The 22,700-nt window shown below is 68.0% G+C and carries 24 protein-coding genes; 14 read left to right on the top strand and 10 right to left on the bottom strand.

Translation table 11 applies throughout. The features are described 5' to 3' along the window. Positions 1-636: 636 nt before the first annotated feature. Together EDD27_RS38925 and EDD27_RS38920 are read left to right on the top strand one after the other, a co-directional pair. Positions 637-1,104: a GNAT family N-acetyltransferase gene (locus tag EDD27_RS38925; protein WP_127936832.1), complete on the top strand. Its 468-nt coding sequence runs from the start codon at positions 637-639 to the stop codon at positions 1,102-1,104. A 487-nt stretch (positions 1,105-1,591) separates the two neighbouring features. Continuing rightward, a complete protein-coding gene (locus EDD27_RS38920; protein ID WP_127936831.1) occupies positions 1,592-2,062 on the top strand; it encodes a hypothetical protein in 471 nt (156 codons plus the stop codon). Positions 2,063-2,304: 242 nt separating this feature from the next. Here EDD27_RS38920 and EDD27_RS38915 read toward each other — a convergent pair whose 3' ends face one another. Then, positions 2,305-3,513 (bottom strand): leucine-rich repeat domain-containing protein, encoded by a 1,209-nt coding sequence (locus EDD27_RS38915; protein WP_127936830.1) that lies wholly within the window; start codon positions 3,511-3,513, stop codon positions 2,305-2,307. 263 nt (positions 3,514-3,776) lie between these two features. On the opposite strand from EDD27_RS38915, the gene EDD27_RS54870 reads away from it, so the two are divergent. The 4 genes from EDD27_RS54870 (at position 3,777) to EDD27_RS38895 (ending at position 6,910) form a co-directional block, all read left to right on the top strand. Then, the gene (locus EDD27_RS54870) at positions 3,777-3,998 is read left to right on the top strand and encodes a hypothetical protein (RefSeq protein ID WP_164903988.1); all 222 of its coding nucleotides are present in this window, start codon (positions 3,777-3,779) and stop codon (positions 3,996-3,998) included. A gap of 199 nt (positions 3,999-4,197) precedes the next feature. Next, positions 4,198-4,854: a response regulator gene (locus tag EDD27_RS38905; RefSeq protein WP_127936828.1), complete on the top strand. Its 657-nt coding sequence runs from the start codon at positions 4,198-4,200 to the stop codon at positions 4,852-4,854. A gap of 71 nt (positions 4,855-4,925) precedes the next feature. Beyond that, entirely contained in the window at positions 4,926-6,050 is a 1,125-nt protein-coding gene (locus EDD27_RS38900; protein ID WP_164903987.1) for a sensor histidine kinase, read from the top strand. Positions 6,051-6,160: 110 nt separating this feature from the next. Further along, on the top strand, positions 6,161-6,910 hold the full coding sequence (locus EDD27_RS38895) for a hypothetical protein (RefSeq protein ID WP_127936826.1): 750 nt from the start codon (positions 6,161-6,163) through the stop codon (positions 6,908-6,910). Positions 6,911-7,184: 274 nt separating this feature from the next. Here the strand turns inward: EDD27_RS38895 and EDD27_RS38890 are convergent, their stop codons facing one another. Next, complete coding sequence (locus EDD27_RS38890) at positions 7,185-7,592, bottom strand: VOC family protein (protein WP_127936825.1); 408 nt, start codon at positions 7,590-7,592, stop codon at positions 7,185-7,187. 52 nt (positions 7,593-7,644) lie between these two features. On the opposite strand from EDD27_RS38890, the gene EDD27_RS38885 reads away from it, so the two are divergent. Both EDD27_RS38885 and EDD27_RS38880 read left to right on the top strand, forming a co-directional pair. Continuing rightward, a complete protein-coding gene (locus EDD27_RS38885; protein ID WP_127941253.1) occupies positions 7,645-8,130 on the top strand; it encodes a VOC family protein in 486 nt (161 codons plus the stop codon). Beyond that, positions 8,127-8,561, top strand: a complete 435-nt coding sequence (locus EDD27_RS38880) for a nitroreductase family deazaflavin-dependent oxidoreductase (protein WP_127936824.1) — start codon at positions 8,127-8,129, stop codon at positions 8,559-8,561. Before EDD27_RS38885 ends, EDD27_RS38880 begins: the two co-directional genes overlap by 4 nt. Before the next feature lie 154 nt (positions 8,562-8,715). Here EDD27_RS38880 and EDD27_RS38875 read toward each other — a convergent pair whose 3' ends face one another. Both EDD27_RS38875 and EDD27_RS38870 read right to left on the bottom strand, forming a co-directional pair. Continuing rightward, the gene (locus EDD27_RS38875; RefSeq protein ID WP_127936823.1) at positions 8,716-12,132 is read right to left on the bottom strand and encodes a tetratricopeptide repeat protein; all 3,417 of its coding nucleotides are present in this window, start codon (positions 12,130-12,132) and stop codon (positions 8,716-8,718) included. 202 nt (positions 12,133-12,334) lie between these two features. Continuing rightward, a complete protein-coding gene (locus tag EDD27_RS38870) occupies positions 12,335-12,577 on the bottom strand; it encodes a hypothetical protein (RefSeq protein WP_127936822.1) in 243 nt (80 codons plus the stop codon). A 188-nt stretch (positions 12,578-12,765) separates the two neighbouring features. Here EDD27_RS38870 and EDD27_RS38865 point away from each other — a divergent pair, with 188 nt between their 5' ends. After that, positions 12,766-13,563: a glycoside hydrolase family 12 protein gene (locus EDD27_RS38865; RefSeq protein WP_277750786.1), complete on the top strand. Its 798-nt coding sequence runs from the start codon at positions 12,766-12,768 to the stop codon at positions 13,561-13,563. Between the two features lie 441 nt (positions 13,564-14,004). Here the strand turns inward: EDD27_RS38865 and EDD27_RS38855 are convergent, their stop codons facing one another. Continuing rightward, a complete protein-coding gene (locus EDD27_RS38855) occupies positions 14,005-14,826 on the bottom strand; it encodes an NAD(P)H-binding protein (protein WP_127936819.1) in 822 nt (273 codons plus the stop codon). 443 nt (positions 14,827-15,269) lie between these two features. On the opposite strand from EDD27_RS38855, the gene EDD27_RS38850 reads away from it, so the two are divergent. Next, positions 15,270-15,737: a MarR family winged helix-turn-helix transcriptional regulator gene (locus EDD27_RS38850; RefSeq protein WP_127936818.1), complete on the top strand. Its 468-nt coding sequence runs from the start codon at positions 15,270-15,272 to the stop codon at positions 15,735-15,737. Positions 15,738-16,148: 411 nt separating this feature from the next. Here EDD27_RS38850 and EDD27_RS57205 read toward each other — a convergent pair whose 3' ends face one another. Then, on the bottom strand, positions 16,149-17,414 hold the full coding sequence (locus EDD27_RS57205) for a LuxR C-terminal-related transcriptional regulator (protein ID WP_127936817.1): 1,266 nt from the start codon (positions 17,412-17,414) through the stop codon (positions 16,149-16,151). A gap of 235 nt (positions 17,415-17,649) precedes the next feature. Between EDD27_RS57205 and EDD27_RS38840 the strand changes: the two genes are divergently transcribed. Next, entirely contained in the window at positions 17,650-18,123 is a 474-nt protein-coding gene (locus EDD27_RS38840) for a luciferase domain-containing protein (RefSeq protein WP_241564488.1), read from the top strand. Between the two features lie 53 nt (positions 18,124-18,176). On the opposite strand, the gene EDD27_RS38835 is transcribed toward EDD27_RS38840, so the two are convergent. After that, entirely contained in the window at positions 18,177-19,106 is a 930-nt protein-coding gene (locus EDD27_RS38835) for a zinc-binding dehydrogenase (RefSeq protein WP_127936816.1), read from the bottom strand. A gap of 90 nt (positions 19,107-19,196) precedes the next feature. Between EDD27_RS38835 and EDD27_RS38830 the strand changes: the two genes are divergently transcribed. Then, positions 19,197-19,856 carry a TetR family transcriptional regulator gene (locus tag EDD27_RS38830; protein WP_127936815.1) on the top strand — a complete coding sequence of 220 codons (660 nt, stop codon included), beginning with the start codon at positions 19,197-19,199 and terminating at the stop codon, positions 19,854-19,856. Between the two features lie 172 nt (positions 19,857-20,028). Here EDD27_RS38830 and EDD27_RS38820 read toward each other — a convergent pair whose 3' ends face one another. The 3 genes from EDD27_RS38820 to EDD27_RS38810 form a co-directional block, all read right to left on the bottom strand. After that, positions 20,029-20,220, bottom strand: a complete 192-nt coding sequence (locus tag EDD27_RS38820; protein WP_127936814.1) for a hypothetical protein — start codon at positions 20,218-20,220, stop codon at positions 20,029-20,031. A gap of 138 nt (positions 20,221-20,358) precedes the next feature. Then, a complete protein-coding gene (locus tag EDD27_RS38815) occupies positions 20,359-20,607 on the bottom strand; it encodes an AAA family ATPase (RefSeq protein WP_127936813.1) in 249 nt (82 codons plus the stop codon). A gap of 509 nt (positions 20,608-21,116) precedes the next feature. Then, complete coding sequence (locus EDD27_RS38810) at positions 21,117-21,524, bottom strand: nuclear transport factor 2 family protein (protein ID WP_127936812.1); 408 nt, start codon at positions 21,522-21,524, stop codon at positions 21,117-21,119. Positions 21,525-21,587: 63 nt separating this feature from the next. On the opposite strand from EDD27_RS38810, the gene EDD27_RS38805 reads away from it, so the two are divergent. After that, entirely contained in the window at positions 21,588-22,157 is a 570-nt protein-coding gene (locus EDD27_RS38805) for a TetR/AcrR family transcriptional regulator (RefSeq protein ID WP_164903986.1), read from the top strand. 81 nt (positions 22,158-22,238) lie between these two features. Then, positions 22,239-22,673, top strand: a complete 435-nt coding sequence (locus EDD27_RS38800) for a GNAT family N-acetyltransferase (RefSeq protein WP_127936810.1) — start codon at positions 22,239-22,241, stop codon at positions 22,671-22,673. Positions 22,674-22,700: the final 27 nt, after the last annotated feature.

Genomic DNA, 22,700 nt, shown 5'->3' with positions numbered 1-22,700 from the left:
CCGATCGGCGGTGAAGGGCAGGCCGGCGTGCCGTTACGGCACCGTGCGACGCCTCTCTCCTTGGTGGCTCCCGGGCCCGCGCCACCCTCCATGAGGCTCCTTACTAAGGCGGCGGCAGGTCCGGCCTCGGGTTTCAGGCAATGCATCGCGGACACGGCGTGAACTTCTCCCGGAATGCCCAAATATTGGGCATGGTGGTCAAAAGATGGGCGCGCAGCGATGAAAGCATCGGTCGGAATAAGGCTGTTGTCAACGCGAATGGAACAAAATGTGGATCATTCGTGTTGCGGCCGGTATGCCAGAGACACCCCTGCAGGGTGGGTATGCCGGGAGACATCGCTGTCAGCGTTGGTCCGTGAGGGCGGCAGCGAAACGCGAAGCGAGCGTCGTGACCGCGGCTCGGAGTTACGGTCCCGACGAGTCGCTGAAGGAGATTAGGTTCACCGGGTCGTGGGTCGAGCGAGGGCATTGAGGTCGCGACGTGAGCCTGGTTGGACATCGACTGCTCCGAAACCCGTTGGACACGGCCCAGGGCGTTCCGCGAGCATCTGCGCTGTGACAGATGAGTCCAGACGCCTGCCCCCAGCCCCTACCGGACTGAAGTCAGTGAGATTTGTCGATCTGACGAGCACGGCCATGACCGCCTTGCTAGACGACGATCTTGCCCGGGCCAGTGTCGAGGCAGGAGTCGAGCTCACGGAGTACTTCCTCACCGATCAGGCGAAGTGGGTCTGGCGGTATCGGATCAATCAGCTGGCCTCGGATCCGGGTAGCGCGGGGTGGCTCACCCGGGCCGTAGTGGCCGAGCCCGAAGGCGTCGTGGTGGGGTATGCCGGGTTCCACGGGCCGCCGGACGAGACGGGCATGGTGGAGATCGGTTATTCGGTGGCTCCCGGCTATCGTCGTCAGGGGTACGCCAGGACGATGTTGACCGAGTTGATGCGTCGGGCCGCAGCCGAATCGGGAGTCACGACTGCACGGGTGACGATCAGCCCCGAGAACACCGCGTCCCTGTCCACGATCTCCGGATTCGGCTTCGTTGAGGTCGGAGAGCAGTGGGACGAGGTGGACGGCCTCGAGCTCATATTTGAAGTGCCGGTCTGAATGAGCTGCTGCAAGAAAGCGAACCTCCGCTTCGGGAAGCCACACACACCAACCCGGTGAACGTTTCCGCTCATGCCATTAGGTGTAGCTGGGTGCGAGGCGCGCCTGGGCTGCTTGCGGGGCGAGGGGTCATGATGCGGTCCAGTTCCTGGGTGGTGTGGACTTCCAGCAGTCGGTAAATGCGGCAGCCGGATGACGAGCGCTGGGCATATTCCCGGCGGCGCCGTTCACGCGGCCCCCGAATCGGGCTCTCTCGACTCCGTCGTCAGGGCAATCAAGAAGCAGTTCGCGAAGAAGAGCAGCGTGCGCTTCTCCGTCAAGCGACGCGGCGGGCCCCGGCTGTCTGGGACATCAAGGTGTCTGGTGCATACCGCTTCAGGGCTTCAGGCGTTACGCCGCCGACACCACGACGATCTCCCAGGAGACAGGGGAGACAGGCCGGTCCCGGGAAATCAGCATCGGCCGGGAGTTCTACTCACAGGGCTACGTGCGTGCCAAGAACGGCAAGTACGTCTGGAAGTCGCCGTCGACGGTGGGGAAATGGACCTACGGGCGGAACTATGCCGGGGTCATCTGGGGAGAGGACCTGATCAACGGGATCAACCCAGGCTTCCTCAAGCTGGACGCCTCTCACGGTGCGACCAGCGCCGACGGCGGAACTTTCGAGGGAGTCAGGACGACCCTCCACAGCGGCACGGTGACGGTTCCCGAGCTTGGTATGAGACAGGCCGGGATGACCTTCGGGGCAGAGGAAGAGGGCGGCTCGTGGCACGGACCGATCACCTGGAAACTCTGGGTGGGCCCAGACAACCTGCCCCGACGTTTCCACGCCATCATGAGGTTCACTACGGAGGGCGGTGAGGCCGACACCATGACGATGAACATCATCTATCGAGGATGGGGAAAACCCCTCAAGATTACGGCCCCGCCCAAGCACCTCATCACCGACGAATGGTGATCGACGAGCTCTTGTGTGAGCGGACAGGGAATTCTCCTGATGGGCGGCCAGCCTGATCCAGGCTGGCGGCCATCGAAATTCCAGATTGGTGGCCAGGTGGAATCCTGGTGGATGGTCAGAGGATGTTCCGTGAGCTTTCGTCCGGCTCAGTTTGAGCGGCGAGCGTCTGGGTGCGATGGCTCGACAGCTCGGCGATCTGCTCGCGCAGCCGGTCGGTCTCGGCCTGGGTAGCGGCTTCCCGTTCAGCGCTGGTGCGCCTCGATGCCCGAGGCCATGAGGTCGGCGGCTGTGGTGGCGGGTAGCTTCGGACAGCCCTGGATCAAGACCTTGGACAGCGCCGGCAGTCCAGACAAGTCGCCGAGATCCGTCAGGGACTCGCAGTCGTACAGGCTCAAGGAGCGCAGCGCCGGAAGCTCGATTGCGCCCAGGCTGCGCAGCCGCTGGCCCTGGTGGATAATGAGCCGCTCCAGGTGTGCCAGGCCGCTGAAGGCGGACAAATCGGCCAGGTGATGCAGCCGGTGGAGGCTCAGCTCGCGAAGGACGGGCATGGCGGCCAGGGCGGAATAGTCCTTAAGACGTTCGGTCTCGACCAGATGGACCTCTCTGATCGACGGATGCCCTTCGAGCCCGTTCAGCGAGGTGAGCCGGTTACGCTTGAAGATGGTGATCTCGGTTAGCGCCGGCAGGCGGGACAGCGCGCCCAGATCGGTGAGCGGGCACGTCGGTGCGCCGAGCGAGGTCAAATGCGGGTGGTGGCCCAAGCCGTCGAGACCGTTCAAGTTCGGGCTGCCGCTGAGCCACAACGCGGTCAGATGCTGCAGGCCCGACAAGGGCGCGATGTCCCGGAGAGAGCGGCAGGACTGCAGGTTGAGGTCCTCCAGCCGGGGCATGCCCTCCGCGATGCCGTCGAGGCTCGCCACCGAGGTTCCCATGAGGCTCAGGGTACGCAGCTCGTGCAGCCTCATCAGCGGGGAGATGTCCGACACCAGGAAGCAGCCTTGCAGGTCGAGGCTGCTCAACGCGGTCAAACCGGCCAGCGGCCCCACGTCGGCGACCGACACGCAGCCGCTCATGTCGAGTTCCGTCAGGCCAGTCAGCCCGGCGAGCTCGGAGAGGTCGGACAGGTTCCGGCAGCGTTCGAAGCGCAGGGAGCGCAGAGCGGTCAAGTGGCGCAGGCCCGGGACCGAAGCGACCTTGATCAACGTCAGCTCAGTACGCCCTTCCCGCACGAACGCGGGCGCCAGCACCAACTCCGCGAATACCTCGGGATCGGTCGACTCCGGCCACAGCTTCAGCAGCTTGTCGGTGTGCGGCGAGGTCAGCTTGGCCGCGAACTGGCCGGCCAGAGTCAGCGCCGTACGCGCCTGACCGGCGGGCGCCGGATGCCGGGCCAGCTCTCGTACGGCTTGCCATGCCCGCGCTTCCGACGTTGTCGCTAACTTGGGCCGCAAGGCCGTGATGTAAGGCGGCTCATGTGGTCGTGTGATCATCACGCGACACCCTACGCGCGCTGCAACGTGAGAGCATCCCCGAGCGTCCCCCACGCGTAGACCGGATCCACCACTCAAACCTCGGCGAGGAGGGAGTCGTACCGGGACACACAGGCAAGATCGAGAGATTGACCTGGCCATCGACCTGGATTTTCGATGTCCGCCAGCCGGGACCCCTATGTCCGTCCGCCTGGACGCAGATGTCCGCTGACCAGGACTTTCTGATGGCCGCTTACACTCTTGTCCAGCCCTTCTCCGCCGCCGGGGAGAACTTCCCGGCGGCACTTGGGGCGAACCTGATCAGCAGACCACCACTCACCACTCGATACGGCACGGCGACCGCGATGGCCTGGGACCGACTGCAACCCAAGCTGACCCACCTTGCAGCCTGGATCCAGCACGCCATCGAACTGCCGCTCATAGAGGGGCACCGTTATCTCGGCTGACCGTCGAGCACCTGCCCGGCGGCGGAGAACCTGAGCCCGTCCGGCTGCGGTGGTCGCACACCGGCGCCAGCCGTGAAGCGGAGGAGGGCTCCGCCGAGCGGCGGGGACCGGGCACGAACGGCTCCGCGTTACGGCCGTAGTGGTCACGTTCCTGGGCGGATAAGGTCGGGCCCGTGCTCGCAGATACGCGGAACCCCCAATGACGATCAGGGTGGTCATCGCCGACGACCACGCCATGATCAGAGCGGGCTTGCGGCTGGTCGCGGAGAACGCGGACGGCATCGAGGTGGTCGGTGAGGCGGCTGACGGGAGCGAGGCCATCGCCGTCACCCGGCGCGAGCGTCCGGACGTGCTGCTGCTTGACCTGGCGATGCCGGTCGCCGACGGTTTGGAGGCCGCCCGTACGCTGCTCGCCGAGCCTGCGCCGCCCAGGATCGTGATGCTGACGACGTTCGGCAGCGACGAGAACCTGCACCAGGCGCTGCGTACTGGCGTCAACGGGTTCCTGCTGAAGAGCTCGCCGCCCGAGCATCTCGTTGAGGCGATACGGGTCGCGGCGGCCGGCGACGGCCTCATCGATCCTGCCGTGACCATGCGGCTGATCGCTTCCTTCGCCGCGCGGCCAGTGCTGGTTCCGCCGCCGGAGCTGGACACCCTCACCGAGCGCGAGCGCGAGGTGCTGCTCCTGCTGGCGCGTGGGCTGTCCAACCGGGAGATCGCCGCCGAGGCCGGTGTCGGGGAGGCCACGGTCCGCAGCCATGTCGCCCAGATCCTGCGCAAGCTGGGCCTGCGCGATCGTGTGCAGGCGGTGGTTCTGGCGTACGAGTCCGGCATCGTACGCCCTGGCGAGGCGTGATGTCCTACGTCCGAGGGGGCCGGCGGCTTCTGGCTGGGTTCCGCCTGCCCGGCGGATGGCGGCCGAGCTGGATGGACCTTCTGCTCGCTCTCGCCGTGGCGGTGGCCGGGCAGGTCGAGTCGTTCGGGCGGCAAGGGCTGGAGCCGGGCCAGATCCGCCACCCCGTGCCGCTCGCCGTAGGCGCCGTCGTCGCCGGGGCGCTACTGGTCGTGCGCCGCAGATTCCCGGCGGGTGCGCTGCTGGTGCTGGTGGCGGTCGGCGTAGGCGTACGGGTGGTCACCGATGGCCTGTACTACCCCGCCTGGCACTTCTACTCCACCCTCATCCTCGTGCACACCGTAGCCAGCGCGGCGGAGCTGCGGAGCCGCCGGGGTGCGGCAGGACTCGCCTGCGTGCTGCTCGCCTACCTCTTCCTGCAGACCTTCCAGGACAACGACCTGGCCGAGGTGATGATCGGCGCCATCTTCATCGGGGTCGCGTATGTCAGCGGCATCCTGCTTCGCCGCCAGATCGACGAGACGCTGCGCCTGGCGAGGCAGGCCGCCCGGCTGGAGGCCGAGCGCGAGGAGCGCGCCAGGCACGCCGTGGCCGGGGAGCGCGCCAGGATCGCCCGCGAACTGCACGACATCGTCTCGCACAACGTCAGCCTGATGACCCTGCAGGCGGGTGGGGTGCGGACCATGCTGGCCGAGGAGGCGCGGCGCGAGCGCGAACTGCTGCTCGGCGTCGAGCGGGCCGGCCGCGAGGCCGTGGAAGAACTGCGGCTCATGCTCGGCATGTTGCGCGATCCCGGCGGGACGGGCGTCCAGCTGCCATCCGCCGGGCTGGACCAACTGGGCACGCTGGTCGCGCCGGTCAAGGACACGGGCGTGGCGGTCAACGTAAGCGTGGAGGGCCGGCCGCGACCGCTGCCGCCGGGGCTCGATCTGTCGGCGTACCGGGTGGTCCAGGAGGCACTGACGAACGCGCTCAAGCACGCCCGCGCGAGCCGCATCGATGTCACGGTCAGCTACTCGCCCGGCGTGCTGATTCTCGAGGTGGTCGATGACGGCACGGGCGATGGCGGCGGCCAGAGTGGCGGGCATGGCTTGATCGGGATGCGCGAGCGGGTGGCGATGTTCGGCGGCGAACTGAGCGCAGGGCCCGCGCCGGGCGGGCGCGGCTACCGTCTGCAAGCGAGGTTTCCGCTCGGCTGAGCCCCCGCACGATTGCGGAGACGAGGTCGTCCGGCAGGTGGACGACCACTGCGACCGGCCCGCCTTAGCGTCCTTCCGCGACGGTTCGTCGCCGATGAAGGAGGGTGCCTGTGTCACCGCTGTCAGATCCGACCCGTTTGCGCCGCCTGGCCGCCGGGATGTGTCTCATCGCCGCGCCGGTCACGTACGTCGCGGGGATTCTCGCAGACCCCGCGCTGCGGCTGGGCGGTAGCGCCGATGCGGTCGGCGCCTATGGGCGGCACCTGGAACAGGTTTCGCTGAGCGCGGCGATCCTGCACTGGAGCTGGGTGCTGCTCGTGCCGGGCGTGATCGGCATGATTCACCTCGTACGGCGCCGCGCGGTGCTGCTCGGGCACATCGCGGGCGCTCTCGCGCTGCTGGGCGTGGTGAACTTCTCCGCCCTCATGCTGGGCGACTTCTTCTACGCCCGGCTGGAGCGTGAGCTGGGCCCCGCCACCGGCGCCACGCTGGGCGATCAGGCCTTGGCCGATCCCGGGGCCGTGTTCGGCTTCCAGATCCCGGGCTTCGCTGGGGTGGCCGGGGTGTTCCTGCTCGGCCTGGTCTTGGCCTACGGCCGTCATGCGCCGTGGTGGGCCCCGTTCGCCATGGTGGCGGGCATGTTCACCGCGCCCATTTTCTGGGTCGGCACGGTGGTCGGCGGGCTGCTGTACCTGGCTGGGTCGGGCGCCATCGGGATGCGCATGATCCGGATGACCGACAGCGAGTGGGCCCACCCCGGCTCACGTGGCGCCGGCCCCGATCCCGAGCACGACACATCCGGCGCCGATGGCACGCGACCGGCCGGGCGTGATGCTCACCAGGCGACGACGAAGCGGTGACAACGATCTGTGGCTATGACGGCGTCTGCGAGCAGGGACCTGCGGCTGGGTGAAGGGCGTGGAACGTCGTCAAGCGCTACTCGACCTGGGCCGGATAAGGACGTCGACACCCTTGTCGTTCCAGGTCAGGAGCGCTTTCTGGGGTTGCCGGGTTCGACCCGTGTTGACCTTTGGCGGGCGCCGGCCGAGACGGCGGACCAGCGCGCCAGACGCGCGCTCATGCTGAGATGGGTGCATGTCTGGCGTTGCGCCGAGAAGTCGGCGTACGCCGTGATCAATGCCCGGCGAGCTTCTCTGATGGCTGCAACACACAGAACTCGTTGTCGTCGGGATCGGTGAGCACATACCAAGTCCAGCCGTCTTCCTCGACGGGACTGTCGGTGATGCGCCGCCCGCCCAAGGCCACCAGCCTGGCCACCTCCGCCTCCAGGTCTGGCACGCGCAGATCTAAATGCACCCGGTTCTTGGTCACCTTCGGCTCCGGAACCCGCTGCAACAGCAGTTCGACGCCGTTCCCTCCAGCGGGTAGCAGTCGCCGATAACGCCCCGTCACGCTGGACTCAGCGCTGTAACCAAGTGCCCCGCACCAGAACGCCGCGGACCGGTCCAGATCGGCGCAGTCCAGGACTACCACCAGGACAACATCATCTCGCCCGCCAAAACGAGCCGGCCCACCAGTCATAGCAGCACGCTACGCCAGTGCCGAACTGGACGTAGTGATCCGGCTGAGCAGCATGGTCGCGTACCGGAGAGCAGTGGTGACAGGATCATTTCGGCTAGGTCTGCGCGTTGCCGACGTCAAGGCGGCCGGGGATTTCTACCGAGGACTTGGCTTCGACGAGGTAGGCAGGGTGCCCGACGCGGATGGACGGCCGGTGTTCGTCATCCTGGAGCGCGGTGAGGCGCGGCTGCTTGTCGACGCGCTGCAGGGCATGCCGTTTCCCGACACGGAGCGTGAACAACGGATCCAGCGAGGCCCGCGGGGCCTGGGAGCGGCGATCGGCCTGCACGTGGACGATCTCGAGGCCGTCTACGCCTATTGCCTCAGCAACGGCTGCGAGATCACCTGCGAGCCGATGAAGGAGGCGTGGGGAGACCGGATTTTCGAATGCCTTGATCCGTTCGGGTATCTGTGGGAGTTCTTCAACCCCAGCCAAGACCAGGAGCTCGCGGCCGGTCTTGCGGCGACCCGGGACGCCTGGTTCGGGGAGAGGGCATGAGCGAGTTGGACGACAGCCCGACCGCATGGGTGGCTCGCCACATCCGGGAGTACGCGGAGTCGGACGGCGAACGTGGGCATCGCAAGTGGGGCGTGAACACGCTCCTGTTCACCGTACGGGGGCGGGCGACCGGCAAGCTCCGCCGTACAGCGTTGATCTACGGCACGGACGGACCGGGCAGGTACGTCGTGGTGGGGTCCAACGGCGGCCTGGCCACGCATCCGGCCTGGTATCTCAACCTGCTCGCCAATCCGCAGGTCGGCGTACAGGTCGGCCCGGAGAGCTTGCCCGCGCGGGCGGCGGAGGCCACCGGCGCCGACAGAGAGCGGCTGTGGCGGATGATGGCGGAGCTGTGGCCGCAATATGACGCATATCAGGACAAGCTCGACCGCCGGATTCCGGTGACCGTCCTGGAGAGAACGAGTGCCTAGCGCAACGGCGGGCCGAACGTGGTGCCGGGCTGGTGCGCTGAGCGGGGCCGGACGGCGGGTTCTCGTCGCTCCGCCGTGCCGATGTGCCTGCGGCGTGGTGACGCGCCTATCGGCTCAGCGGGCGAGGGGCACACGTCCTGCCCTTTGGACGAAGTCACTCATCCACCAGGCCCTGTTCAGTGAGCAGTTCTGTCAATCGCTTGGCGGCTCGTAGGCCATCAATACCGGCCTGAGCGATCAGCAGCGCGATGGCCTCGTCAGCTCGGCCCTGCCCACAGAGCAGGCTCACCAACTGCTCGACGGCCTCCCAGTCTCCGGCATCGGCATGAGGGCGTAGCAAGGCGATGGCCTCGTCCACCCGCCCCTGCCCGGCGAGCAGGCCCGCCAGCCGCCCAGCGGCCCACCTATCTTCGGCATCGGCACGCGCTCGTAGCTCATCGACTCGGCCCTGCTCGGCGAGCAGATCCGCCAGGCGCTCAGCCGCCCTCAGCTGCCCAGCCCGAAACTCCCCGGCGTCGGCGCGAGCGCGTAGCTCATCAACCCGGCCCTGCTCGGCGAGCAGGTCCACCAACCGATCGGCGACGAAATAGTCTCCGGCATCAGCAGGGCGGATCAGGAGCGCGATGGCCTCATCCGTCCGGCCCTGCCCGGCGAGCACGTCCGCCAGCCGTACGGCGGCCCACCCGTCTCCGGCATCGGCACGAGAGCGCAGCTCATCCACTCGCCCACGCTCGGCGAGCAGACTCGCCAGTCTTATTTCGGCGTCCAAAGCTCCGGCATCGGCATGAGGGCGTAGCAAGGCGATGGCCTCATCCACCCGCCCCTGCCCGGCGAGCAGACCCGCCAGGTGTAGGGCAGCACATAGGTCTCCGGCATCGGCACGAGCGCGCAGCTCATGCACCCGCCCATGCTCCGCGAGCAGACTCGCCAGGCCCTCGCCGGCAAAATAGTGTCCGGCGTCGGCATGAGGGCGTAGAAAGGCGATGGCCTCATCCAGTCGGCCATGCCCGGCCAGGCGCGCCAGGCGTACGACGGCATGAACGTCTCCGGCATCGGCACGAGCGGTCAGCACTGCGATGGCCTCATCGGTCCGGCCCTGCTCGGCGAGCAGGCCCGCCAGCCGTACGGCGGCCCACCCGTCCCCGGCATCGGCACGAGCGCGTAGCTCATCAACCCGGCCATGCTCCGCGAGCAGGTCCACCAACTGATCGGCGACGAAATAGTCTCCGGCATCGGCACGAGCGGCCAGCACCGCCAGGGCCTCATCCATCCGGCCCTGCCCAGCGAGCAGGGCCACCAACCGCTCCGCAGCAGGATGGCTTCCCCCATCGGCATGAGGGCGTAGCAAGGCGATGGCCTCATCCATCCGACCCTGCCCAGCGAGCAGGCCCGCCAGCCACCCTGCGGCCCGCCCGTCTCCGGCATCGGCACGAGCGCGTAGCTCTTCCGTCCGGCCCTGCTCGGCGAGCAGGTCGATCAACCGTGCGTCCGCGTCTTCGTCGCCGGCATGGGCACGAGCGCGGAGATGGTCTGCGCCGATGGCGGTGGCCAGATGGGTTTGGAGAAGGACGTGGCGAAATTGCCAGGCGCCTCCAACTTGGCGCAGCACGCCACGCAGATGCGCATCCTCAAGGAAGCGCCACAACCTCCAAGGCAGCAGGCCACGCGCGGCGAGCGACAAGTGGATTGTCCGATACCGGATCCAGGTACGCCACCCAGAGGCCAGACCGGCATTGGCGCCAGACACCAGCATCGTGACGAGTGCGGCCGCACGTACATCGGGCGCTAGTGGATGGATAGTCGCGGCCAGGGTGACTATGAGTGCGGCGGGCACGGCGTGCCGGATGGCGGCACCTGCCGCCGCGCGATGGTTGGCGCGCACCGTGGCGCGCGGGCCAGCTCGGCGGCGTGTCGTCGGCGTCCGTCGGCTGCCGGACCAGGCTCGGCCCGGTTGGGCTCCGCTCACGCTGTGGCGGCTCCACCGGATCGGTAGCGCGGCCACTAGACCCGCAGTGATCAGGCCCACCGCCAGGCCGAAAAGCGGCACGGACAGCAGCAGCCCCGCCATCATGGGCCCGGTCGCGGCGAAGACCATCCGCAGCAGGCGCACCCGGCGTCGGGACGCCGAGCGGTAGGAGGGTGGATAGCCCGTGGGCCATAGCGGTCGCCACAGGTCCGCCACATTGACCGCCACCAGCACCGTGGCCGCCGCCGCGACAGACAGGCCGGCCGCCATGGCAAGGCCCGCCCCGAGGAGGATCGCCCCCACCACGATCATGGCCGCTGCGTGATACGGACGCACCATCAGCAGGCCGGCAGGCATCTGCCACCACCACCAGTCCACCCGGCCCGCCTCGGTCAGCTGGAAAGCGAGACAGGCCAGCCAGCGACCGGCTCGCTCCGGTGGGTAGCCGCGCAACCGCCGCCCATGTAGCGGTTCCCATCGATCTAGCTGGTACGCGCCCGCGACGAAGCCATCGATCAGGGTGGCCCTAATGGCCGAGACACGGTTAAGGGTCACGAGCTCGCCAGGATTAGCGGCGGGATCGGCGTAGGCGGCCCGCGCGAGTGTGGTCATCAACGGGGTGGACAGCACCACTGCCAGAGCCCCGTCAGGGTGGGCACGCAAGTGGTCGAAAACGGGCTGCCAGCGGGGCCGGGCACGGGCCGGCTGCGAGAGAAACTCGATGGCCTGCTCGACGGTGACCGGCTGCAGCTCCACCACCGCGGCCCTGGCCAGCTCCATCCCAGCTTTGCCGACGGCTTGCTCATACTCGCGACTGCGGCAGGTCACCACCAGCCCACGGCCCAGGCCGGCGTAACCGTTGAGCTGGCTTACCGCCCGCTGGTGCTGATGCTCGGGCAGTTCATCCAGCCCATCCAAAATCGCCAGCAGCCGCCGGTCGGCGATCAGCGCCGCGGCCAGGCTAGCCGCCCCCTCGCCGAGTTGCCGCAGACGCGGATAGTCCTCACTCAGGCGACGAGCCAGGAAGGCCTGCAGGTGCTCGACCTGGGGATTCCAGGAGGCGATCGGCACCAGCACCGGCACCGGCACCCGCTCTTGTTCCCCTGGTGGAAGGGCCTGACGGTGCCGCAGCAGGCCCAAGGTGAGTAGCACCGCCAGGACGCTCTTACCCGCGCCCGGCTCGCCCAGCACCACCAGCCGCTCATGGGGCAAACCCAGAAATGCCTGGGTGATCTCCTCCGCCTGACCATGCAGCGGCAATGACTCCCAGTCGGCTTCGGCCGGGCCGTCGAGCACCAGGTGACGGTCGGCGACCACCGGCCGGCGTGTAGAGCGCCAGCGCACCTGCAAAGGCATCGGCTCGGCCAGGCGGCGCAGTACCGCCTCGTGCTCCCATTGCTCACGCACCTGCCTGGCCAGCCAGTCCGTGACCTGGTTCAGCTCATGGGCCTGGCCGGCCTGGCTGCGCCGCTCACGCCACTCGACGATGATGGCGCCCACGATCAGGAGCACAGTCAGCGCCCACACCAAAGGCGCCCACCAGGGCTGCTGGACCTGAACGGTCCCGGTGGCCAAATTGATCATCGCCGCCAGGGCGGTCGCCACCAACACCACCGTGATTGAGGACGGTCTGCGCACACGCGCATCATCGCCCCTCAATGACCCCGCTCACCATTAATACGAGGAACAAGCACAGGCCTCTGACGAGGCGGCGGACGCTTCTCCGCTGCATGCCGAGGGGCTGGCAAGCCAAGTGGAGGAGCCGGCCTGACCGGTGCCGCGCTGGCTCCCGAGGTGGCGGGTCTCGTCAGGCCAGGTCGAGTACGGCCTTGCCGTGCAGGCGGTGCTCGACCAGGGCGCCCACCGCATCCGGCACGTCGTCCCACCCACCGCGCCAAGTGATCTCAGGGCTCAGTACGCGGTCCGCGACCTGCTGGGCCAGCCAGGTCAGATCTCGATCCAGCCCATCGCAGAACAGCAGCATGAACGTGACGGTCCAGCACGCCGTCGAGTCGTCCAGCACACGACTGTCCACTGGCAAATCTGGCACGAGCACCATGAAAGCGGCAAAATGATCTTGGGATATCGGCCGGATTCTCGCCCGGAAGCGGGTGCGTCGGCGTGAAACTTTCACGCCGATCCCGCCGCCTCTCGCCGCTTGACGTGCGATGGTGAGGATTTCTTTCTCGGTGGTGTTTCCTCTGGTCGGATGCGGACTTACAGTGACTCCACTTCCCGTTGAACCCGGTCCTCGGCCGCGTCGGAATTTCGTCGAAGCGCTTCGATGCCCCGGATTCGACAAGTGGTGCCCGCCATCTGCGGACAACAGCGGAAAGGGAGATCATGCTCAGGATGCTCCGCCTCTTCGTCTCGGCATTCATGCTCGTCCCGCTCATCGGGGTGCTCGCTCAGCCGGCCCAGGCCGCCGTCTGGTATTCGTCGGACCGGTGGGGCACCTGGACCAACGGCGGCTATACCCTTTACAACAACATCTGGGGCAGCGGTGCCGGTCCACAGACAATCTGGGCCAATTCGTACAGTAACTGGGGTGTCTGGGCAAACCACCCCAACACTGGTGGCGTCAAGTCCTACCCCAACGCCACGAAGAACGTCAACCGGCGGCTGAGTGCCCTCGGCAGCGTGACCAGCAGCTTCAACGTCAGCGTGCCGAACGGCGGCGCCTACACGAGCGCGTACGACATCTGGTGCGATGGCCACACCTACGAGATCATGCTCTGGATGAACAAGTACGGCCCGGTGGGCCCGATCGGGTCGTGGCAGACCGGCGCGTCGGTGGGCGGCCACAACTGGGACGTCTACCGCGGCTCCAACGGGTCCAACCAGGTGTTCTCCTTCGTGCGGCAGGGCAACGTCAACTCCGGGACCGTGGACATCAAGGCAATCCTGAATTGGCTCCGGGCCAGGAACTGGTTCGGTGACGTGACGCTCGGCGACGTCCAGTTCGGCTACGAGATCACCTCGTCCAGTGGCGGGATGGACTTCCGTACCAACAGCTTCTCGGTGTCGGCCGGCTGACGTCGGCCGGAGGGAACCGATACGCCGTGGGCGGCGGAGTCGATCTCGGGCACGAGCGGCGGCAATCGCCTGCCAGCCGCACCAGGCGCAACACATCCGGCAGCAGCCGCAGCGCCTCCCGCAACAGGCCACCGCGGGGCCGGACGACCGCGAGCGTCGCGGTCAACGCCGCCCAGGCCACCAGCAACGCGGCCACGATCCCGATCAGCAGATCCCACATCCGCGACCCGGTCATGACACCTCCCCGCGCACACGCATCCGCGGCCATTCGGAGCCGTTCAGAGCGGGCGGGGCCTCGGCCGCCAACGCCGCCTGCTCGAAAGCGGCGCATGCGTGTGGGTGTACAGCGGGATACCGACGCGTCGCTTGATTTCTGGGGCGGGGCGCGGGCCGGGATGGACGTGCGGTTCGGCGGACGTGCTGGTGGCGGCCGCGGGCGCGTCAGCGTGTGAAGGCGGCCGTGTGTTCCTGTGCCCAGGCGGTGAACGTGCGGCCGGGCCGTCCGATCAGCCGCTCGAGGTCCGTGGTGATCTCGGCCGGAACACCGTCGTTCGACCGCCACCAGTCCAGCAGCGCGTCGGCGATGGGCCCGGGCACGTGGTCGGCCATCTCCGCTTTCCACTCCTCGTGGGTGACGTTCCGGATGGCGATGTCCTGGCTGGTGACGCGGCCGAGGATGTCGATCTGTTCGGCGAATGTGATCGACTCGGGGCCGGTCAGCGTGTACGCGCGGCCGCTCAGGGCGGGGTCGGTCAGGACGGCGGCGGCCGCCTCGGCGAGGTCGGCCTCGTGGATGGGATCGTTGTGCGATCCCGGGTACGGCAGGCTCACCGGGGTGCCGGCCTTGATGGGCCAGGACCAGGCCAGGGCGTTACCGGCGAAAGAACCAGGACGCAGCAGCGTGGTCCGGACGGGGGCGGCGGTCAGGGCATGTTCGACGTCTACATGAGACTTGGCCAGCGGGTTTGTCTCGGCGTCCGGGGCGAGCACTGCGGACGACGAGAGCAACACGATGTGCTCCGCCCCGGCGGTGACGGCCTCCTTGACGAAGGCGTCGATGTGCGACGACTCCGCGTACAGGAAGATCGAGCTGACGCCCGCCAGGACGGCGGGGAAGGTGGCCGGGTCGGTGAGGTCGCAGATGGCGATCGAGGGATCGCTCGGACGGCTCGAGGCGGGGCGAACGGGCAGGCCGCGCTGGCGGAGGAGGGAGATGAGCTTGGTGGCCACACCGCCACGAGCGCCGGTAACAAGGGTGGTCATATCGGGACATGCCTTTCTGATGATGGAACCTGGGCCATGAAGGGCTTCGGTCGGACGGGTGATGTGTCCGGGCCGCTTCAGCTGTGGGCAGGGCCGAGCTGATCCGCGGCGGCACATTGGGTCCGCCGGGGCGGACGTAGGACGTAGACGGTGGTCACAGCGCCAGCGCCGATGGCGTTGAGGAGTTGCCGGATTGCGGTCAGCGACCCGCTGGGCGCCTCTTCTGGGCCGAGGTTGGTCGCGATGATGGGGGCTGAGTGCCTGCTTGCCCGGAGTGGCGCGATGCGGATGGGCGTGGACGTGCGGTCGCCTTTCCTGACTCGGTGGCGGGTAAGATGCGAGCGTGACACAAAGGGTGCGTGGCACAAAGATTGTGTGACGCAAGTAAATGTGAGGTATGAGGCTGTCCGGTGTCAAATCGAGCTGAAACGCTGAAGCGGATCATGGACGAGAGTCAGCGGCACTATGCGGCGTACGTGCTGTTCAATCAGGCATTGGCCGACCATCTGCGGATTCACTCCACCGACCTGCAGTGCGTGGCGCTGCTGGATCTGGAGTCAGGGCCGGTGAGTACCGGTGACATCGCGCGACTGACGGGCTTGACGCCCGGCTCCGCCACACGCCTGGTGGATCGGCTGGAGAAGGCGGGTCTGGTGGTACGACACCCGGACCCTGCCGATCGCAGGCGGGCCCTGGTCTCTTTGGCGCCCTCGGCGCGGGAGAGGGTCAGCGTGGCCTGGGACCTGCCAAGTAAGGCTTTCGCGGAGGTGCTGGAGAGGTACGGGGACGCGGAGCTGGACGTGATCGCCGACTACCTGCATCGAGCTGCCGAAGTGGGCCGCGCCCAGGCCGATCGCCTCGCCAAGGAAAACCGAGGGAACGGCGCCGCCGTCGTCACTGAGGGAGACTGACCCTTGGTCCATAGGGCCGGTCCTCATACTCCGCGCTGCGTCTTGCCGGTCTTCGACACGTTGGAATTGACAGGGAGGCCGACCCTGACGATGACGGCGTCGTACGGACTGCTTGCTCGGCCGGCTACATTCGCAGCTGGATCTCGCAACGCCGGTGTCGGGCACCAGCACGGGAGGGCCGGCCGCCTCGGGCGACCTGGGCTCGGCGACGCTCGCAGCGACCGTCACCGCCGGTGAGGCTCCGTCCGGGCGGTTCGGCCGGAGCGGCAGGTAGTGCTCCGGACATGCCATGAGTGGGGACCGGTCGTCGGCCGGCCCCCACTTCTCACTTGTGTTTGATGATTGCCCAAGAGGGCTCCCTTGCCGGCGCCGTGGTGATCCAGCATGCAGGCAGGATGGGTCCCAAAAGGGCTAGGCGTAGCTATGTGCGAGGGCTGCGGCCTCGGTACGGGTGCCGACCCCCAGCTTGTCCAGGATTTTGGCCACGTGGAACTTCACCGTGTGCTCGCTGATCATCAGCTCCTCCGCGATCTGCCGGTTACGCAGGCCACGCGCCAGCCGTTCGAGCACCTCCAGCTCGCGTGGCTTGAGCCCGGCCAGCGCCTCGTCCTGGAGTTTGGGCGCGGGCGGCACGAGTGGCAGCACTGCGGTCACCGTGGTGCCCCAGCCGGGAACCGCGTCGAGGGAGAGGGCGCCGCCCACCGCGGTTGCGAGCTCGGTCAGGCGGCGCAGCGGCAGGGCGTCGGCGGTCAGGACGCCTGGTCCGTCGTCGCGGACCTCCAGGCGGAGCTCGGACCCGGACGGCTCCCAGGTCACGCGGATCCTGGTCAGGCCCTTATAGCCGAGCATGGTCACGACGGTGTTGTGGGCCAGGGCCTGGGCCGCGTTGGCGATGTCGCCGGGCAGGACGCGGCCGCGATCGCGTGGGCCGGCCAGCTCCAGCGACACCTCGCCGTAGCGGGTGAGCGGTGCCAGCTTCCCGGCCAGCCGGTCGAAGGCGGGGCCGGCCTGCTCCTCGCTCAGTGAGGAGTCGAGGTCGGCGGCGGCACGCAGCTCGATCAGCGCCGATACCGCCAGGTCGGTGGCGTGCCGCCGGGCGGCGGCGTCGTCGAGCCTACGGCTGCGCAACGTGCTGAGCAGCGCTTGGAGCGTGGCCGCATGGGCGCTGGTGAGCTCGGCGATGGCGCGGGCGCGCTCGCCGGCGGCCAGGCGGTTTCCGCTGAGGTCGGCCGGTGGGAGGTTGACGGCCCGATGCGGCAGGTGCAGGGTGACCAGGTCCCACAGCTTCTGCATCAGATCGCGTACGGCGGCAGTGGGCTCGATCTCACCGGCCGTCACCACCACGAGCAGGGCGCCAGAGGTCCCGGCCGGCCGGGACGCGACGGCGAGCGCCGGGATGAGACCGCCGGCCAGGTACGCGTCCCCGAACCAGGGCCTGCCCACCTCCACTGTTCCACCTACACGCGCCAGCTCGGCGCTGGTGATCTGCTCGGTGAGCACGGTCTCGCCGTACGCCTTCATGGGATGCCTGGCGCAGTCGCCGGTGAGCATGGCCAGCGCCTGGTGCGGCAGGAACTCCGACACGGCCTGGGACAGGGGCTCCAGCATGCCGCCGATCGGAGCCTGTAGCACTGAGGCGGCGGCGGCCAGAGCGGCGGACGGGTCGGGCACGCGCATGGCTTCATGCTAGGTGGTCTCTCTGGCCTGCTGGTCTGCTCGATCGGGCAGCGGATACCACCCGAACGGCCAGTGCGTTAGTCGGCCGTCGGTCAGCAGGCTTTCCTCGGCCGGTCACTCACCGCGACGCGCCCCGCTCGCTCACCTCGCCGTAGGTACGCGGCCTCGGTTGTGCGGCTGGTCTCCACACCATGCGGTCCCGTCAGGCGGCATGGCTCTGTTGAGGAGGAACATCATGATGACGCTGCTGAACCTTCCCGCCCGCTCGGGCGATCGTCCCCGTACCGGGCCGTCCGTGCCGCACGTCCAGCTCAGCCAGAGAAGCCCCGACGAGATCCGCGAGCAGCTGAAGCAGTGGATGAGCACCGAGCTGCCCTCGACCGAGATCAGGCCCAGCGAGATCGCCGAGCCCCGGTCCATCGCCTTCTTCCTGGCGGGCGACGCGGTCCCACCGCGGGGAACGGTGCTCCTGCCGCCCCGCCTGATCGCTGAGTTCGCGCACATTCATGTCGATGGCAGCCTGCATGTGGCCCTGTCGCAGGAGGATCAGCGGGAGCTCATCGACAAGGGCTGGGGTGAGCGGCATCCTCTGTATTCGCCCACCATCAACGTGGTGATGCTCTACGGCCCTCGGACGGTGGAGGAGCTCGAGGTGGCCAAAGGCGTCGTCGCGGCGTCCTACCGGTACGCGACCGGTAGGACGTTGTAGCGCCTCCGAGGGGTCGGCCTGACCGGTGCCGGCTCCCGAGGTGGCGGGTCTCGTCAGGCCAGGTCGAGTACGGCCTTGCCGTGCAGGCGGCGCTCGACCAGGGCGCCCACCGCATCCGGCACGTCGTCCCACCCACCGCGCCACGTGATCTCAGGGCTCAGTACGCCGTCCGCGACCTGCTGGGCCAGCCAGGTCAGATCTCGATCCAGCCCAGCGCAGAACAGCAGCATGAACGTGACGATCGAACGATTATCACGGCCAGGTCCGCTGAACATGGCGCCGAACGGGAAGTTCTCGCCCTCACCCGTGGAATGACCGACGGCCACCAGGGTGCCGCCCGCGCCCATTTGGTCGAAGGCCTCCACGAGTTGCGGGCCGCCCACCATGTCCAGCACACCGTCGAGCCCGCCGCCGGCCTGCGTCGGGCCGGACACCACCTCGTGGGCGCCCAGAGCGCGCAACGCCTCATCATGCTTGGCGGGGTCGCCGGTGGAGGCGATCACGTGGGCGCCGCCGAGTCTGGCGAGTTGGACGGCGTAGCGGCCGACGCCTCCCGTGGCGCCGGTCACGAGGATCCTCCTCCCCAGGATGGGCCCGATCCGGTGGAGCGTGCGCAGCGCGGTGCCGGCCGCGACCGGGATGGTGCTGATCGCACCTGGCTCCGCGTGCTCGGGCACGACGCCGATCCAGTCGGTACGTACGGCGCGGAGCTCGGCCCAGCCCCCACCCTCCTCGAGGGTCACGACGGGAGTGCCCACGGCCGGACCGGACCCGTCCGCCGCCGCCTGGACGACGACACCGGCGGCGTCCCAGCCGAGCACCGTTCCTTCCTCGGCCATCTCGATGCCGTGCTTCACCTCGCCGTAGTTGAGCGAGGTGGCCGTGATAAGCACCAGCGCCTGGTTCGGGGCGGGCACCGGCTCGGGCACGTCCCCGATCCGCAGGCCACCGGGTACGGAACGATCAACGATCAAGGCGCGCATGGCGATCCTCTCATCAGACGTCAGCTCAAAGTGCCACTCAGGAGCATAAGCCTATGGAAGGCATCTGCGTTCCAGGTACACTAAGAACCGATGACTACTACGTCCGAGGCGGGAAAGCTCACCCTCCGGGAGCGCAAGAAGCTCAAGACCCGGGCCGGGCTGGTGGATACCGCCCTCGCGCTCTTCACCGAGCGCGGCTTCGATGGGGTGACCCTGGACGAACTGTGCGAGGCAGTCGAGGTCTCCAAGCGCACCTTCTTCCGGAATTTCGCCAGCAAGGAGCAGGTCGCCTTCGCTCCGCTGGAGGCGCTGTGGAACGGGCTGCGGGATGACGTCGAGCACCTGCCGTTGGGTCGTGCGCCCGTACTAGAGGTGCTGCAGGAGGCGCTGCTCGCCGCGCTCGCGCGCCTGGACGACGGCGGCGCGGCGTGGGTCACCCGTGTGCGGCTGAGCCAGGAACTGGCCGCGCGCACACCATCGATCGCCGCGTACGGACTTCAGTACTGCGACCGCACCAGCGCGGCCGTCGAGGCGACGCTGCACCGGCGGCTGAGCCTGGACCCCGATGACCCGCGGCCGAGATTGGCGCTGGACCTGGTGATCGCGGCCTTCCATGCCGCCTTGCGGGGCTGGACCTCCAAGCCCGGCGCCCATACCCACGCGAGCCTCGCCACCGAACTACGGTCCGTCTTCACGGCCATCCCCGGCGCGGTCACCTTCAGCGGGACGACCCGGCGTAGTCGGCCGTAATCGCGCAGCCCGACGTCCTGCGGGCACAGCCGGGCACGGCGTGATTTGAGGAACTCGCTCAGCTCGGTCCGGTAGTCCAGCGACAACCCTACGTCTGAACGTACGGAGGGTGATCACGGCGTGAGTACGCACAACACGGACCTGGTCGCGCGGTCGCGGCGGCTCCACGCGATCAGGCGAGCACCCACGCACGAGCGAGCGCGGCCTTGCCACGCTTGCTCAGCGCGTTGGGCCGAGTCTGGGAGACAAGGCTTTCCTTCGGCCCCTTGAGTCCTTCGCCGGGAAAGGTGAAAGCGTCGCCGGTGTCGGCGTCGCGTTCGAACCAGACCTGGCGACGGGCCTGTCCACCGGGGTATGCATGCAACCACTCTGTCTCGACCTGCTGGTCGGAGACTTCGAAGCCATAGACGTACCGGTCACCGCCGAGAACGATGTCGACCTCAAAGGGGAGGTGTCCGTGCGGGCGCGCGGGTCGAGTTCGTACGGCTCTCGGGGGATGCCGTCAAGGGCGGACCAGCCGTGGACGGGAGTTGAGGACGGCCTGCCGCATCCAGCGGATGGCATGCAGGACGTTTGACTTGCCGGATGCGTTTGAGCCGTAGATCGCGGTCGCCGGCAGGTAGGCGAGGTCCGGGTCTTCAGCGAGACCGGCAGGGCGCCTCGCCCCCTGGTTGAACTTGCTCGCCGCCAGCCAGATCTCGAACTCGTCGCGAAACGATCTGTGGTTGGCTCCTCTGAACCTAAGCAGCATCACTCGCCCTCTAGTCCATAATCTGGATCCGTTCCAGGCGAGTCCATGCAGGTTTTCTACACGGATGGCCCTGCTAGGGCGGTGCCGCTCCCTGGCCGACCTCACGATGCAGAGCGGCTATGAATGCGCCTGAGCAGCCCCGGGCTCTCCGACACCCCGCTTGCGTCCGAGCCCACAAGGGAAAGGGACAACGGCGCAGTCGGCGACCGGCCCGGGCCCGACGTATCCGTCGGCAGCCACGCGTCCACCCGCTCGCGCAACCGCCCGTCATCCCCTGCCACGGCCCGGACCTGCCCGTTCGCCGCCTCACCGTCGCCGCGGAGGGCGGCGCCGGCGCGCGGCTCCGCAGTCCGCGCGAGCTCTTGAATGGCCTCCGCCGGCATCTCGCCGATGCGCTGCCCGTTCTCGTGCACAGTTACCTTTGTCGCACCCTGCGGCCGCGCACCAGCACACCGAGCCGCTTGTCCCTCCTCGTCACCGGGGGATGCGAGGTATCGACATGGTGGCGTTCAACCCGCCATCGGAGCCAGGGCCTCGTGCCAGCGCGCGGTGTCGGTGTACTGGTGCAGCCAAGAGATTCGTCCATCGGTGACGCGCCAGAGGTGGACGAACTCCGCTTGGTACGCACGGCCGGTGGCTCGTGCGGTGCCTCGGTAGTGTCCGGTGACCACGACGATCCCATCGGCGGTCTCGTGCCAGGTCTCATCGAAGGGTGCGGTGTCGTACTCGGCGAACACCGCGCCCCAGACCCGGACGAGCGTCTCCTGCGGCCCCTGGAACGTGCCTCCGGCACCGCACGGCATGCCGGGGGCGGTGTGGGCCTGGAACTGCGGATGGAGGAGGGCGAGGATGCCGGCGCCGTCGCCTGCTTGGGCGGCGCTGTAGAAGCCTTGGACGACCTCGGATGCCGTGCGCATTGTCACCCCTTAATAGAGGCAATATTCTAGAATGCCTTCACTACTATCATAAGGAGGCGTCTGGTGGGAAGGCCGGCCAAGTTCAGCCACGACGAGATCCTCGATGCGGCACTGGCCATCACGGCCGAGGATGGACTCGGCGCTGCCACGATGGCCGCTATCGCCGCCAGAGTCGGTGCTCCGACTGGATCGCTGTATCACCGATTCGGTTCCCATGACCTCTTGCTGGCCGCCTTGTGGACACGCACCGTACGGAGCTTTCAGCGCGGGTTCGTCGACGCCTTGGTCGCCGGTGACGCTGAGATGGCCGCCCTGCACACACCTAAGTGGTGCCGGCAGCATCCCGCCGAGGCCGCGTTGTTGCTGCTTCATCGCCGTCAGGAGTTGGCCGCGAGGTGGCCTGCTGAGCTCGGCGAGGACCTCGACACGGTGAACACACAGGTTTCGGACGCGCTGAGCTCCTTCGCCGCCCGGCCTCCCGGCGTCGATCTCGAAAAGCTGATCTTCGCCACGGTCGATGTCCCCTATGGTGCGGTCCGACGCTATCTGCTGGCGGGGCGCCCGCCGCCGCTGCTGGTCGATGAGCTGATCACATCCGTTTGCCGTGCAGTCCTCCCGCTGTCAGAGGCATGACAGCCGCATTCGAGATCGGAAGATCAGTGGTGAGTGGCGGCTTGATGTCGCTCGGCACGGAGCACGGCCTACGCTTTCCGCATGGAGATCCGCGTCAGGAACCCCGAGGACAAGGAAGCTTGCGTTGAGGCGCTCGCCCAGGTCCAGGCGGCCGACCGCTATCCCGTGGACTGGCCGGACGATCCTTGGGGTTGGCTGACGCCGGCCGACCTGACATCTGCCTGGATCGCGATCGAGCTGGGCACCGTACTTGGCCATGTGGGTCTTACCCGGGACGCCGAGATCGTCCGCCTGTTCGTGACCCCGGCAGCACGAGGGCGCGGTTTGGCCGCTCAACTCCTCGACTCGGTCCGCGCCGCTGTACGCGGGCCACTAAGGCTGGAGGTGTCCTCTGAGGGCAAGGCGGCCATCGCCTGCTACGAACGGTCCGGCTGGCGCAGGGTTGGCAGCAGTCGCGCTGACTGGGTCAACGCGGCAGGGGAGCCCGCTCTGCTGCACCACTACGTGAGCCCGTAGACCCGCGTTCAGACGTCGGTAGAGGCG

Source organism: Nonomuraea polychroma (assembly GCF_004011505.1).
GTDB classification, from domain to species: domain Bacteria; phylum Actinomycetota; class Actinomycetes; order Streptosporangiales; family Streptosporangiaceae; genus Nonomuraea; species Nonomuraea polychroma.
This window is presented reverse-complemented; position numbering and strand designations above follow the sequence as displayed.

Excerpts from the sequence above, each read along its gene's own strand:
- EDD27_RS38830 (WP_127936815.1), top strand. The coding sequence starts at position 19,197 with ATGACTACTACGTCCGAGGCGGGAAAGCTCACCCTCCGGGAGCGCAAG.
- EDD27_RS38815 (WP_127936813.1), bottom strand. The coding sequence starts at position 20,607 with ATGCTGCTTAGGTTCAGAGGAGCCAACCACAGATCGTTTCGCGACGAG.
- EDD27_RS38925 (WP_127936832.1), top strand. The coding sequence starts at position 637 with ATGACCGCCTTGCTAGACGACGATCTTGCCCGGGCCAGTGTCGAGGCA.
- EDD27_RS38800 (WP_127936810.1), top strand. The coding sequence starts at position 22,239 with ATGGAGATCCGCGTCAGGAACCCCGAGGACAAGGAAGCTTGCGTTGAG.
- EDD27_RS38890 (WP_127936825.1), bottom strand. The coding sequence starts at position 7,592 with ATGACTGGTGGGCCGGCTCGTTTTGGCGGGCGAGATGATGTTGTCCTG.
- EDD27_RS38900 (WP_164903987.1), top strand. The coding sequence starts at position 4,926 with ATGGACCTTCTGCTCGCTCTCGCCGTGGCGGTGGCCGGGCAGGTCGAG.
- EDD27_RS38885 (WP_127941253.1), top strand. The coding sequence starts at position 7,645 with ATGGTCGCGTACCGGAGAGCAGTGGTGACAGGATCATTTCGGCTAGGT.
- EDD27_RS38835 (WP_127936816.1), bottom strand. The coding sequence starts at position 19,106 with ATGCGCGCCTTGATCGTTGATCGTTCCGTACCCGGTGGCCTGCGGATC.
- EDD27_RS38880 (WP_127936824.1), top strand. The coding sequence starts at position 8,127 with ATGAGCGAGTTGGACGACAGCCCGACCGCATGGGTGGCTCGCCACATC.
- EDD27_RS38905 (WP_127936828.1), top strand. The coding sequence starts at position 4,198 with ATGACGATCAGGGTGGTCATCGCCGACGACCACGCCATGATCAGAGCG.
- EDD27_RS38840 (WP_241564488.1), top strand. The coding sequence starts at position 17,650 with ATGATGACGCTGCTGAACCTTCCCGCCCGCTCGGGCGATCGTCCCCGT.
- EDD27_RS38810 (WP_127936812.1), bottom strand. The coding sequence starts at position 21,524 with ATGCGCACGGCATCCGAGGTCGTCCAAGGCTTCTACAGCGCCGCCCAA.
- EDD27_RS54870 (WP_164903988.1), top strand. The coding sequence starts at position 3,777 with ATGGCCGCTTACACTCTTGTCCAGCCCTTCTCCGCCGCCGGGGAGAAC.
- EDD27_RS38850 (WP_127936818.1), top strand. The coding sequence starts at position 15,270 with ATGGACGAGAGTCAGCGGCACTATGCGGCGTACGTGCTGTTCAATCAG.
- EDD27_RS38855 (WP_127936819.1), bottom strand. The coding sequence starts at position 14,826 with ATGACCACCCTTGTTACCGGCGCTCGTGGCGGTGTGGCCACCAAGCTC.
- EDD27_RS57205 (WP_127936817.1), bottom strand. The coding sequence starts at position 17,414 with ATGCGCGTGCCCGACCCGTCCGCCGCTCTGGCCGCCGCCGCCTCAGTG.